The 13,894-nt window shown below is 62.3% G+C and carries 7 protein-coding genes; 5 read left to right on the top strand and 2 right to left on the bottom strand.

Annotated elements, in window-relative coordinates:
• Positions 1-104: 104 nt before the first annotated feature.
• Genes pvdM through pvdO form a run of 3 tightly spaced genes read left to right on the top strand, consistent with a single transcriptional unit; the run spans position 105 to position 3,642 of the window.
• Complete coding sequence (pvdM, locus tag HX793_RS21545) at positions 105-1,454, top strand: pyoverdine-tailoring dipeptidase-like protein PvdM (protein WP_068934225.1); 1,350 nt, start codon at positions 105-107, stop codon at positions 1,452-1,454.
• Positions 1,455-1,472: 18 nt separating this feature from the next.
• Complete coding sequence (gene pvdN / locus HX793_RS21550) at positions 1,473-2,747, top strand: pyoverdine-tailoring periplasmic protein PvdN (RefSeq protein WP_177097089.1); 1,275 nt, start codon at positions 1,473-1,475, stop codon at positions 2,745-2,747.
• Positions 2,748-2,781: 34 nt separating this feature from the next.
• The gene (gene pvdO, locus HX793_RS21555; protein ID WP_016977210.1) at positions 2,782-3,642 is read left to right on the top strand and encodes a dihydropyoverdine dehydrogenase; all 861 of its coding nucleotides are present in this window, start codon (positions 2,782-2,784) and stop codon (positions 3,640-3,642) included.
• 136 nt (positions 3,643-3,778) lie between these two features.
• Here the strand turns inward: pvdO and HX793_RS21560 are convergent, their stop codons facing one another.
• Positions 3,779-4,606 (bottom strand): formyl transferase, encoded by an 828-nt coding sequence (locus HX793_RS21560; protein WP_177097091.1) that lies wholly within the window; start codon positions 4,604-4,606, stop codon positions 3,779-3,781.
• 198 nt (positions 4,607-4,804) lie between these two features.
• Between HX793_RS21560 and HX793_RS21565 the strand changes: the two genes are divergently transcribed.
• Positions 4,805-6,457, top strand: a complete 1,653-nt coding sequence (locus HX793_RS21565; protein ID WP_016977212.1) for a cyclic peptide export ABC transporter — start codon at positions 4,805-4,807, stop codon at positions 6,455-6,457.
• A 154-nt stretch (positions 6,458-6,611) separates the two neighbouring features.
• Entirely contained in the window at positions 6,612-8,993 is a 2,382-nt protein-coding gene (locus tag HX793_RS21570; RefSeq protein WP_177053727.1) for a TonB-dependent siderophore receptor, read from the top strand.
• Positions 8,994-9,131: 138 nt separating this feature from the next.
• Here the strand turns inward: HX793_RS21570 and HX793_RS21575 are convergent.
• The coding region (locus HX793_RS21575; RefSeq protein WP_178905535.1) for a non-ribosomal peptide synthetase at positions 9,132-13,894 on the bottom strand (4,763 nt) is incomplete at its 5' end.

The following is a 13,894-nucleotide window of genomic DNA, read 5'->3' on the forward strand; positions in this document are numbered from 1 at the left end:
ATTGCCCGCCGGGGAAATTTACCGAGGCGCCCTCGCCGCCTAAATTTTGCCGCCGATCACTCGTTCTTCCCTGATAGCGAAGGCCTCAACTGACTGAGATGGCAATGACAAAACCACGTTCGAAAAAGGCGCTGTACATCGGCTTGCCACTGGCACTGGCCATCGGTGCCGGGGCCGGTTTCCTGGTCTGGGATCACTGGTTCAAGGGCAATGCCGGCTACCCGCTGGCGGTGATCAAGCAGGCCAACGAAATGCAGGACCGGCTACTGTCGTTCGACAGCCATATCACCGTGCCCGTGGATTTCGGCACCGCCGGCAACGAGGCGGACAAGGACGGCGAAGGCCAGTTCGACCTGGTCAAGGCGGCACGTGGGCGTTTGTCCGGCGCAGCGTTGACCATATTTGGCTGGCCGGAAATCTGGAACGGCCCCAACGCCCCGCACAAGCCCACCGACGGTTTTGTCGAGGCCGCGCGCAACGAACAGGAAGTGCGCTACAAGATTATCAGCGGCATGGTGCGCGACTTCCCCAATCAGGTCGCCATCGCCTACACCCCGGATGACTTCCGACGCCTGCATGGCGAGGGCAAGTTCGCGATCTTCATCAGCATGCTCAACGCCTATCCGCTGGGCAATGACTTGAACCAGCTGGACCTGTGGGCGGCGCGCGGCATGCGCATGTTCGGCTTCAGCTACGTGGGCAACAATGCCTGGTCGGACTCATCACGGCCGCTGCCGTTTTTCAATGACTCCACCGACGCTCTCGACGGCTTGTCGGACATCGGCAAGCAAGCGGTGCACCGCCTCAATGACCTGGGGGTGATCATCGATGTGTCGCAAATGTCGACCAAAGCCCTGGAGCAAGTGGCGCAATTGAGCCGCACGCCGATGGTGGCGTCCCATTCGGCGCCGCGCGCCTCCGTGGATATCCCGCGCAACCTGAGCGACAAAGAGCTGCAACTGATCAAGAACAGTGGCGGCGTGGTGCAGATCGTAGGCTTCTCCGCCTACCTGCGCCCGCTGAGCCAGCCGACCCAGGACAAGCTCAACGCCCTGCGCGCTCGCTTCGACCTGCCGCCGCTGCCCAACCTGGCCGTGGCCCTTATGCCGGGCGACGCGATCATCGCCGCCTGGCCGGAACACAAGTTCGGCGAATACGCCAGCGCGCTGTACGGCATCCTCGATGAAGAACCGAAGGCCACCCTCAAGGACCTGGGGGATGCCATCGACTACACCGTGCGCAAGATCGGCATCGACCATGTCGGCCTGTCGTCGGACTTCAACGATGGCGGCGGCGTCCAGGGTTGGAACAACGTCGGCGAAATACGCAACGTCACCGCAGAGTTGATCCAGCGCGGTTACTCCGAAGCCGATATCGCCAAGCTGTGGGGAGGCAACTTCCTGCGGGTGTGGGACCAGGTCCAAAAAGCCGCCAAACCCTTGGCCAACCGTTAATCATCTAGAAGCCCGCCCATGACCGACCGCCGTACCTTTCTCAAGCAGGCTGGGGTATTTGCCGCCAGCCTGCCACTGGGCGCCGCCCTGCTTCCGCAGGCCATCGCCGCCAACGCAGCAAGCGATGACCCATGGACGGGACTCAAGCAACTGTTCAACCAGGACCCGGACTACCTGCACTTTTCCAACTTTCTGGTAGCCACTCACCCCAAGCCGGTGCGCGAGGCCATCGAGCGCTACCGCGCGCAGATCGACCGCAACCCCGGGCTGGCCATGGACTGGGACCTGCAGGAAACCTGGAAGCGCGAAGGCCAGGTGCGCGAATGGGCCGGCCGTTACCTGAAGGCCACCCCACCGCAAATCGCCCTGACCGGAAGTACGTCCGAAGGCTTGGCGATGATTTATGGTGGGATCAAGGTACGGCCTGATCAGGAGATCCTCACCACCGTCCACGAACACTACGCCACCGAGTTCAGCCTGGATTTCCGGGTGCGCAAGGAGCAGACCCAGGTCCGCAAGATTCGCCTGTTCGACAACGCCAACCGCGTATCGGCCGACGAGGTGCTGGGCAACATCCAGCGCAATATCCGCGCCAACACCCGCGTACTCGGCATGACCTGGGTGCAGTCCGGCAGCGGCGTGAAGCTGCCCATCGGCGAGATCGGCAAGCTGGTGGAAGAACACAACCGCAACCGTGACGACAAGGACCGCATCCTCTATGTAGTGGACGGCGTGCACGGTTTCGGCGTGGAAAACCTCGACTTCCCGGACATGCACTGCGACTTTTTCATCGCCGGCACCCACAAATGGATGTTCGGCCCACGCGGCACCGGCCTGGTTTGCGCCCGCGACCCGCAAAACAAGTACGTGACACCGATGGTACCGACCTTTTCCGAAGACAAGGACTTCGCCACCAGCATGACCCCGGGCGGCTACCACGCCTTCGAGCATCGCTGGGCGGCGGACGAGGCCTTCAAGCTGCACCTGCAATTGGGCAAGGCACAGGTGCAGGCGCGGATTCACGCACTCAATACCGAACTGAAAGAGCAATTGCTGGCCCACCCGAGGATCGAACTGGTCACCCCGCACAGCCCAGAACTGTCGGCTGGCTTTACCTTCTTCCGCGTCAAGGGCCAGGACACTGATGCCGTGGCGGCCTACATGATGAAAAACCGCGTGGTGATCGACGCGGTGGACCGCGATGTCGGCCCGGTGATCCGCACCGCCCCCGGCCTGCTCAATTCCTCCGCCGAGATCCAGCGCTTCATGACCTTGCTGAGCCAGCGGGCGTGACGCACACCTTTTCCCCTTTGAATGAGAGGCCCACATGAACAACCCCCTCACGGCCCTGGCGCTCACCGCCCTGTGCGGCGCCTTGCTGCCCAACCTGGCCCAGGCCGCCGCGCCGCAACCCGGCAAGGTGTTCAAGGATTGCAAGGACTGCCCGGAAATGGTGGTGCTGCCCGCCGGCACCTTCACCATGGGCACGCCCGAGGATGAAGTCGGCCGCGAGCCGGATGAAGGCCCGATGCATGAGGTGACCTTCGCCAAGCCATTCGCCATGAGCCGTTTCCATATCACCGCCGGCGAATGGGACAGCTACGTGCGCCAGACCGGCGTGAAGATCGCCGATGGCGACACCCGCCCCGGCCGCGAATGCATCGCCAGCAAGCCACGCTATCCCCAAGGCCCGCGCCAGCCTGCTGTGTGCATGGACATGGACGACATCAAGAGCTATGTAGCTTGGCTATCGAAAAAGACCGGCCAGCAGTACCACATGGTCAGCGAGTCCCAGCGTGAGTACGCCGCACGCGCCGGTTCTACCGGGCCGTTCCCCTTCCCGTTCGATGAAGGCAAGGACTACAGCATCACCAAGCACGCCAATACCTATGGCCCCGCAGATGGCTACAGCTACTCGTCGCCGGTCGGCAGTTACCCGCCGAATGCGTTTGGCATGTACGACATGCATGGCAACGTCTATGAACGAGTGGCCGACTGCGAGCACCCCAACTACATCGGCGCGCCTACCGATGGCAGTGCGTGGATGGAGCCGAACTGCGAGGGCTACATGATCCGGGGTAATGACTGGGGTGAAGCGCCGGTGTTTTCGCGCTCGGGGAATCGCAACACCATCTACCCGCAGACGCGGGGGGATTGGATTGGGTTCCGCGTAGTGCGCGACCTGTAACACGAACACCCTCCAATGTGGGAGCTGGCTTGCCTGCGATGGCGGCAGGTCAGCTAACATCAATTTGTCTGCCCCACCGCTATCGCAGGCAAGCCAGCTCCCACATTTGGACCGCAAGCCTCAGGAAGATTGGGGGTCAGCCCTTTTGGGCCAACAACGCCAACCCCTCATGCAACGCCGGGAACAGGCTGTTGTTGAAGTTGTTCCAGCGCAATTCGAGGATGGTGTCTTCCGGCGCGATCTCGGTCTTGAGCACGTCGTGGAACACTTCACCCGAATCAATGCCGTTGTCGACGTAGTGGAACGAGGCACCGGTGAGGTACAGCGGCTCCGAAGGCGTGGTGGCCTTGGTCGCCCAATCCGTAACCGTCAGACCACGTGCGCCATACAAGGCGCTCCAGGTGGCATAGGCACCCCGGCGCTCGTACGGCGATTCAATACGGGTAATGCCCGGATGGATGTTCATGATGCGCCGGGCAAACGGCGCACCGGGGCGCACTAGCTCATCCAGGATCACCAGCAGGCCGTCCAGCACCACGATATCGGCCTTCAACTCCACCAGCGTGTCATGCAGGCGGCGTTCGAAATCCTGCTTGCCGGCGATATGTTCCGCACTGCCCCGTGGCAGGCGTCGATAAGTCGACGGCACGCTCAGCAGCAAGTCATTGACCAGGCGCCCCTGCACGCGCAGGTCGGCCGGATACAGCCACTGGCGACCCGGCTGGTAGGCAAAACCGTAGTCGGCCACCAATTGCTGATCCCGCGGGTTCTGCTCGTCGTCGTCGTACACCACGCCCACCAGGTTATAGGCCTCGCCCAGCGGCGTGTCGTTCAGCGCCCCCGCCAGGGATTCCAGCACCGACATCATGTAGCGCTCATGGTCCTTGTAGGCCACCGGCTGCCCGGCCTTGTCGGCCGCGGCATTGCGCAGGGACCACACGTACACCAGATTCTTTTTCGTCATTGTTTCGCTCTCGCTGGATAGATCAGGCACGCCAATACGCGTGCGCCTACACCACAAGAACGAACCAGCCCCCGTGCAATTTATCCACCCCCTTCACCGCCCGGCACTCTGAGCTAAATAGTCGCGCCAATCCTTCGTTTGTCATGGGTAAGGGTCTGTGTGCCCAGCCCCCTCTTTTTCACTTTCCGGGAAGTATTTATGACCGACCCCAAGCGCGGCGCCTTCAACGGTTTGCTCGCATTGCTCAGGCCCTTTCGCACCATCGTGACGGTCTCCGTCGCCCTGGGCATGGCCGGCGGCCTGGCCATCACGTTGCTGCTGGCGACCATCAACAACGCCCTGCACTCTACGACCGGGATGACGCAGGGGGTGATCCTGACGTTTGCGGCGCTGTGCCTGTTGGCCCTGACCAGCTCGATCGTCTCGGATATCGGCACCAACTACGTCGGCCAGCGAATTATCGCGGCCCTGCGCAAGGACCTGGGTGAAAAGGTGCTGTCGGCGCCCATCGAACAGATCGAACAGTACCGCTCCCACCGCCTGATTCCGGTGCTGACCCATGACGTCGACACCATCAGTGACTTTTCCTTCGCGTTCACTCCGTTGGCCATCGCAACGACGGTGACCCTGGGCTGCCTGGGCTACCTGGCGTACCTGTCGGTGCCGATGTTCCTGATGATGGTGGTCGCCATCATCATTGGCAGCAGCGTGCAATTTATCGCCGGCGCCAAGGGCATTCGCGGTTTCGATGAGGCCCGCGACCAGGAAGACGAGCTGCAACGCTACTATTCCGCAATCGCCTCGGGCGCCAAGGAATTGCGCATCCACCGGCCCCGCCGCTACCGCATGAACACCCACCGTATCCAGGAAACCGCCGACCGCATCAGCGATATCCAGGTGCGTTCGGTGAACATCTACATCGTCGCCAAAACCTTCGGCTCGATGCTGTTTTTCGTGGTCATCGGCCTGGCCCTGGCGATGCAGGCCTACAGCCCCAACCCGGACCCGGCGGTGATCACCGGCTTTGTGCTAGTGCTGCTGTACATGAAAGGCCCGTTGGAGCACGTGGTGGGTTACTTGCCGATCATCGGCAAGGCGCGGATTGCCTTTGCGCGCATCACCGAATTGTCCGACCGTTTCTCGTCGCCTGAACCCCATCTGCTGATGGATGGCAGCGAAGCCCCCACGCCAGTGGTCAACAGCTTGGAATTGCGCGGCGTGAGCTACAGCCCGCCGCCGGTGGAAGGCAGCCAACCGTTCCACCTTGGGCCGATCAACCTGAGCATCAAGCAGGGCGACATCGTGTTTATCGTGGGCGAGAACGGCTGTGGCAAAACCACCCTGATCAAGCTGTTGCTGGGCCTGTACCAACCGCAGGCCGGCGAAATCCGCCTCAATGGCGAAACCGTGACCGACCCGGCGCGCGACGACTACCGCCAGTTGTTCACCACGGTGTTTGCTGACTATTACCTGTTCGATGACCTGGTCCAAGGCAGCGCCACCCAGTCACTGGACAGCGCGACCAAGTACCTGGAGCGCCTGGAAATCGCGCACAAGGTCAGCGTCAAGGACGGTGTGTTCAGCACCACCGACCTGTCCACCGGCCAGCGCAAGCGCCTGGCCCTGGTCAACGCCTGGTTGGAAGAACGCCCGGTGCTGGTGTTCGACGAATGGGCCGCCGACCAGGACCCGGCCTTCCGCCGCGTTTTCTATACCGAGTTGCTGCCGGACCTCAAGCGCCTGGGCAAGACCATTATCGTGATCAGCCACGACGACCGCTATTTCGACATCGCCGACCAGTTGGTGCGCCTGCGCGCCGGCCAAGTGGTGCACGAAATGGAACCGGCGTGAATTTCTTTTCCGGTTTCTGCAGGTAGGAACGTCTCACTAGTGGTAATGAGAACCAACCCCAACAAATACTTAAAATCTGCCCACTAAATACCTAGAAGAGAATTCACCCATGCCAGCAACATTTGGTCTGAGTCCCTTGAGCAAGGCACTCTCCATGCGCCGCCTCTTGAACACCCACGTGCTACCTGGCGCGATTGCCGTTGCGCTGACGCTGCCAGTCGCCGGTTATGTTCAGGCGCAGGAGATCGAGCTGAATGTCCCTGCACAGTCGCTGGGTAGCGCTCTTCAAGAATTTGGTAAGCAGGCCAACCTGCAAGTGCTGTACAGCCCGACCGACGTCGAAGGCAAACGCAGCCACAAGGTCAAGGGCAAGTTGCAGCCTGGTCAGGCCATGACCACGCTGCTGGCCGGCACCGGCGTGGACTTCGACCTGCAAGGCAACACAATGACACTGACTGCCGGCCGCTCGTCCGCCCTGGAGCTGGGCGCCACCCAGGTGACCGCCAACCAGCTCGGCACCATCACCGAGGGTTCGGGCTCCTATACGCCCGGGACCATCGCGACCGCGACCCGCCTGGTGCTGACGCCACGGGAGACGCCGCAATCGATCTCGGTGGTGACCCGCCAGGCCATGGATGACTTCAACCTCAAGTCGATCGACGACGTGATGCGCCACACCCCCGGCATCACTGTTGCCGCGTATGACAGCGAACGCACCAGCTACTTCTCCCGTGGCTTTGCGATCCAGAACTTCCAGTACGACGGCATCCCGATCCTGCAAGACGCCCAGTATTCGTCCGGCCACACCCTGACCGACACAGTGATCTACGACCGCGTCGAAATCCTCAAGGGCGCTACCGGCCTGCTGACCGGCGCCGGTGGCCCTGGCGGCACCATCAACATGGTCCGCAAGAAGCCGACCTCGGAATTCAAGGGCTACATCGACCTGGGCGCCGGTTCCTGGGACAACTACCGCTCGGAAGTGGATGTGAGCGGTCCGCTCACCGAGTCCGGCAACGTGCGCGGCCGTGCGGTGGCGGCCTATCAGGACAAACACTCGTTCCTCGATCACTACCAGCGCAAGACCAACGTGTACTACGGCATCCTGGAATTCGATCTGGCGCCGGATACCCTGCTGACCGTCGGCGGTGACTACCAGGACAGCGACCCGCAAGGTTCCAGCTGGTCAGGCGCGGCGTCACTGTATGACTCCGCGGGCAACCGCATCAGCACCTCGCGTTCGTTCAACAACGGCGCCAAGTACAGCAAGTGGGCCCAGTACACCCGCACCGGGTTCGCGACCCTGGAACATACGTTCGATAACGGCTGGGTTGGCAAGGCGCAGTACAACCACCAGATCAATGGCTACAAGGCTCCGCTGTCGGCGCTGCTGGCGCCGAACGCAGCCACCGGCAAGGCTTCGCTGCTTACGCGTACCTACAATGGCGAGACCACCAGCGACACCGGCGACCTGTACGCCACCGGGCCTTTCAGCCTGTTCGGCCGCGAGCATGAACTGGTGGTCGGCGCCTCGGTCTCGCGCTCCCACTGGCTGGGCCGCGACTACACCAACGCCACCAACTACAACAACAGCCACGATTACTTCGATTGGGACGGCGACGCGCCCAAGCCTGACCGTGGCCCACAGACCAAGCGCAACGACGAGCTCACCCGCCAGAGCGCCCAGTACATCACCGGCCGCTTCAGCCTGGCCGATGACTGGCACCTGATCCTGGGTACCCGAGTCAACAACTACGAGGTCAGCGGCACCAGCCAGGTCAAGGACACCGGCAAGGTCGTGCCTTACGCCGGCCTAACCTACGACTTCACCGAGAACCTCTCGGCCTATGCCAGCTTCACCGAGATCTACCTGCCCCAGGACGACTACCGCGACCGCAACAACAAGCCGCTGGAGCCGGACGAAGGCAAGAACTATGAGCTGGGCTTGAAAGGCGAGTTCTTCGATGGCCGTCTCAACGCCAGCCTTGCGTATTTCGAAGTACACGAAAAGAACCGCCCCATCGACGACACCGATTACATTCCCGACAGCTACCCAGGCCTTGACTATGCGTCCAAGGGCACAAAGGCCAAGACCAAGGGCTACGAAGCGGAAATCTCCGGCGAACTGGCCCCCGGCTGGCAGTTGCAGGCGGGTTACACCCACAAGATCATTCGCGACAAACAGGGCGAAAAACTCTCGACTTGGGAGCCGGAAGATCAGGTCAATATCTACACCAGCTACAAGCTGACCGGCGCCCTGGACAAGCTGACCCTGGGCAGCGGCGTGCGCTGGCAGGGTACGGGCTGGAAGGTGCTGACCAACAACTACGCCACCGGCAGCCAGGATAAATTCTCCCAGGATCCGCTGTGGCTGGTGGACCTGATGGCCCGTTACCAGGTCACCGAGAACGTATCGGCCAGCCTCAATGTCAACAACATCTTCGACAAGAAGTACTACACCAACATCGGCTTCTACAATTCGGTGTACTACGGTGACCCGCGTAACATCATGCTCAGCACCCGCTGGAACTTCTGATGCATAGACGCTAGCCGTTCCAACCAAGCCCCTGGCCATGCGCAATGACCAGGGGCTTTTTAGTGCCCGCCTACCCGTACACCCGGCACAAAAAAGCCCCTGGCCGTAGCGGCCAGGGGCTTGGGTTGCTGCCGACCGTTACTTCATCGCATCGGCGAAGCTCTGCACAAACGCAGCGTTATCGATGATGCGATCGTGGGTGGAGTCGATCAGCACCGACTGCTGGACACACGCCCGGCCCACCAACTGCTCCATGGTCGCTTCAATCAATTGGCGATGCTGGCCTGCACGGCTGCCGGCGGCCCACCAGCAGCGGATCGGCGCCTTGAGCGGTTTGAAGTCAGCATCCTTGAGCCGCTGGCCCAGGGTGCGGTCCAGTTCCCAGGAAATCTGCGCTTCATCCCCTTCAAGCAGGCTTGCCTTGATCTCCCGGAAGTTCTCACCCAACGCCGCTTCAGCCCAGGCGCCCAGTGCCTGCCATTGCTGCGCTTCATCACTGAAGAATGCCTGGCTGTCCAACCAGGCGGTGTGGATCTGCTGGCTCGACGCCGGGAACATCACCTGCAACAGTTCAACGCGGCGCTGGTTGACCGACAGTTCATCGTCATCCGCAATCACCGCTGCGTCCCAGTACGCCTTGAGCCAGTAAGGCGGCGAGGCATCGATCCAGCCGACCACTTCCACCTCACGTCCGGCTTGCTCCAAGGCATAGGCGACTTCCATGGCCAGGTTACCGCCCATGGACCAGCCCGCGAGACGATAGCGCCCCTCGGGCAACGCATCGAGCAATTGCTCGGTGTAGTCCTCGACCATCGCTTGCCAGCTCGGTACGGCGCTGCCCTCCTCGGCCAATGCGCGGCAGATCACGCCCATCACCGGCCGCTGCTCGCGCAGTGCCAGGCCAATGGCCTTGTAGCAATGCACCGAGCCGTAGCTTGGGTGGAACAGGAACAGCGGCGTGCCTTCGGTCTGGCTGTTGAGTTTGACAATCAGCGACTGCCCCGCGCCGTTGCCCAGGCAATTCAGCTGCCCTGCCACCGTGGGGTTAAGCATCAATTGGCTGACCGACAGTGTCTTGCCGGTGGCCTTGCGAATGCGTTCCTTGAGCATCAATACCAGCAGCGAGTGACCGCCCAGTTCAAAGAAGTTGTCATCCAGGCCAACGCGCTCGACGCCCAACACCTCGCCCCAGATCGTTGCAAGGCGCTGTTCCTGCTCGGTGTGTGGTGCGCGGAACACCTGCTGGTGCTGAGACGCGTCGGGCTTGGGCAAGGCCTTGCGGTCCAGTTTGCCGTTCGGGCTCAGGGGCATCTGTTCCAGCAACACCCACTGCGCCGGAATCATGTAGTCGGGTAAATGCGCCGCAAGGTGCGCACTGAGCGGTTCGCGCCAGTGCTCACCGGGCGCTTGCAGCACCAGGTAGCCGACCAGATGCTTGCCATCGACTACTTGCACCGACGCCTCCTGGACTTCAGCGGTTTCGAGGATGCGCGCTTCGATTTCACCCAATTCAATACGCAAGCCACGCAACTTGACCTGATGATCCAGGCGTCCGAGGTATTCGATCACACCGTCGGCGCGCTGGCGTACACGGTCGCCGGTGCGGTACAAGCGCCCGCCCGACTCGAACGGCGAGGCAATGAAACGTTCAGCGGTCAGCGCGGGACGGCGGTGGTAGCCGCGCGCCAAGCCCAGGCCGCCCAAGTACAACTCGCCCGCCACGCCGACGGGCACCGCTTGCAACTGGGCATCCAACACGTAGGTCTGCAGATTGGCGATCGGCTGGCCGATGGGTACCGTGTCGCGTTGTTCATCGACGCAGGTCCAGTGGGTCACGTCGATGGCCGCTTCCGTCGGCCCGTACAGGTTGTACAGGCTGGCCGCAGGCAATTTGGCAAAGACCTGTTGCTGCGCGTCCACCGGCAACGCTTCACCGCTGCATACAATGCGGCGCAAGCTCTGGCAACTGGAGACCGCCGCATCCTGCATGAACGCCTGCAGCATCGATGGCACAAAGTGCAACGTCGTCACCTGTTCGGCGTTGATCAGCGCCACCATCCGCGCCGGATCACGGTGATCCCCCGGCGCCGCGACCACCAGGCGCGCACCGGCCATCAACGGCCAGAAGAACTCCCACACTGACACGTCGAAGCTGAACGGTGTCTTCTGCAACACCGTATCGCGAGGGGTCAAGTGGTAGGCCTCTTGCATCCAGCACAAGCGGTTGGTCAACGCCGAATGGCGGTTGCCCGCGCCCTTGGGCTGGCCGGTGGAGCCGGAGGTGTAGATCACATACGCGAGGTTCTCGCCGTCCAGCGCAAGGCCGGGATTGGTGTCAGGGAAGTCTTCGAACCCAGAGCCGCCCAGCAACAGGCATTCGATGCCTTCGGCACGCGGTAGTTGTTCCAGCAGGTGGGACTGGGTCAACAGCAGCTTCACGCCGCTGTCTTCAAGCATGTACGCCAGGCGCTCAGGCGGGTAATCCGGGTCCAGCGGCACATAGGCACCGCCGGCCTTGAGCACGGCGAGCAGGCCGACCACCATCTCGATGGAACGCTCCACGACCAATCCGACTAACACGTCCGGACCGACGCCAGCCTGGATCAAGCGATGGGCCAGACGGTTGGCGCGCCGATTCAAGTCGGCATAGCTCAGGCGCTGCGCGGCGAAGACCAGTGCGGGGGCCTCCGGCGTCAGCGCAACCTGCGCTTCGATCAATTGATGCACCGGCTGTTGTGGATAGTCGCGCGCCGTGGCATTCCATTGCCTTACGAGGGTCTGCTGTTCGACAGGCTCCAGCAGCGGTAACTGGCTGACCCGCTGTTGCGGATCATCCAGCATGCCCCACAACAGGTTCTGCCAATGGGCCAGCATGCACTCGAGAACGGCGGGGGCAAACAAGTCGGTCGCGTACGTCAGGGTGGCGTGGATACCCTGCGCCGAAGCCTGGGTGTCCAGGCTCAGGTCGAACTGCGCAGTCTGGCTGCCCCAATCCAGCCCTTCTACGCGCAAGTCCGGCAGTGACTGCCCCGACGTCATCAACCCCGCCTCACTCTGGTGGTTGAACATCACCTGGAACAGCGGGTTATGGCTGAGGCTGCGCTCTGGTTGCAAGGCCTCCACCAATTGCTCGAACGGCAGGTCCTGATGGCTCTGGGCGTCCAGGCTGCGGCGCTTGACCTGCTGCAACAATTGGCCGACAGAGAGCTGCCCATCGATATCCGCCTTGAATACCTGAGTGTTGACGAAGAACCCGACAAGGCGTTCCACCTCAACTCGGCTGCGGTTGGCGATTGGCACACCGACGCGGATGTCCTGCTGGCCACTGTAGCGGTACAGCAGACTCTGGAAAGACGCCAGCAACACCATGAACAACGTGACGCCTTCACGCTGCGCCAGCGCATTGAGCCCGGCTGCCAGCGCGGGCGGCAATTCACGTTGCAGGCTGGCGCCACGGTAGCTTTGCACCGCCGGCCGCGCGTTCGCAGTAGGCAGTTCCAGCACCGGCTGTTCGCCGCCTAACAGTTGCTGCCAATACGCCAATTGACGTTCGCGCTCGCCCGCCGCCATCCACTGGCGCTGCCAGTGCGCGTAATCGGCGTATTGCAGCGCCAGTTCCGGCAACTGCGGCGTCTGGCCCTGGCTGTAGGCGGCGTATAGCTGTACCAACTCATCGACCATCACTTGCATCGACCAGCCGTCTGTCACGATGTGATGCTGCACCAGCACCAGCACATGTTCATCGTCAGCCAGGCGCAGCAAGGTGACGCGCAGCAGTGGGCCACTCTGCAGGTCGAAGGGCCGGGCAATCTCGGCTTCGACCTGCTGTTGAAGATGGGCGGCGTCGGCATCTGCCCGTGCAATCACCAGCGCAGTGGCTGGGCGAATCACTTGAACCGCACGCTCGCCGTCCTGGTAGACCTGGGTACGCAGGCTTTCATGACGCAGCACCAGTGCGTCGAAGCTGCGCTGCAAGGCCGGTTGGTCCAAGTGCCCGTTCAGTCGCAACACGCTGGGAATATGGTAAGCCGCGCTGTGCGGGTCCAGTTGCCACAGGAACCACTGGCGTTCCTGAGCAAACGACAGCGCCAACGGCTGGTCACGCCCGACCGCCAGCATCGGTGGCGCCAGCGTCTGGTCCGCAGCCTGCAAGGCCAACACAAAGCCTTCCAACTGCGGCGCCTCGAACAAGGTGCGCAAGGCGACCTCTCGTCCAAGCAGTTGACGCACACGCGAGATCACCTGCATGGCCAGCAACGAGTGTCCGCCCAGCTCGAAGAAGTGATCGTTCAAGCCGATGCGCTCGGCGCCCAACACCTGCGCCCAGATCGCCGCGACCTGCTGCTGCAACGGCGTGACCGGCTCAACCCAGACGCCTTGCGACTGCGCGGTGTCCGGCTGCGGGAGGCCCTTGCGGTCCAGCTTGCCGTTGGGAGTCAATGGCATTTGGGCGAGGAACATGAAGTGCGCCGGCACCATGTAATCCGGCAGATGGGTTTTCAGCGCACGGCGCAAGGTTTCGCGCAATTCGATTTCATTGGCGAGCGGGCCCTCGGCCGGCACGACATACGCCATCAGTTGTTTGCCGGTCGGCCCGTCCTGGGCGACCACCACGGTTTCGCCAACGTTGTCCTGTTCGCGCAGGCGCGCTTCGATCTCGCCCAGTTCGATACGGAAACCACGGATCTTCACCTGATGGTCGACACGCCCAAGGTAATCCACCACCCCATCCGGGCGGCCACGGGTCAGGTCGCCGCTGCGATATACGCGGCTGCCAGGTTTGCCGAATGGGTCCGGCACGAAGCGTTCAGCCGTCAGTGCCGGCCGCTCCAGGTAACCCCGTGCCACGCCTTCGCCGCCCAGGTACAACTCGCCGGCTACGCCGATGGGTTGCAGGTTGA

It is taken from the genome of Pseudomonas reactans, from assembly GCF_013387025.1.
GTDB lineage: Bacteria > Pseudomonadota > Gammaproteobacteria > Pseudomonadales > Pseudomonadaceae > Aquipseudomonas > Aquipseudomonas reactans.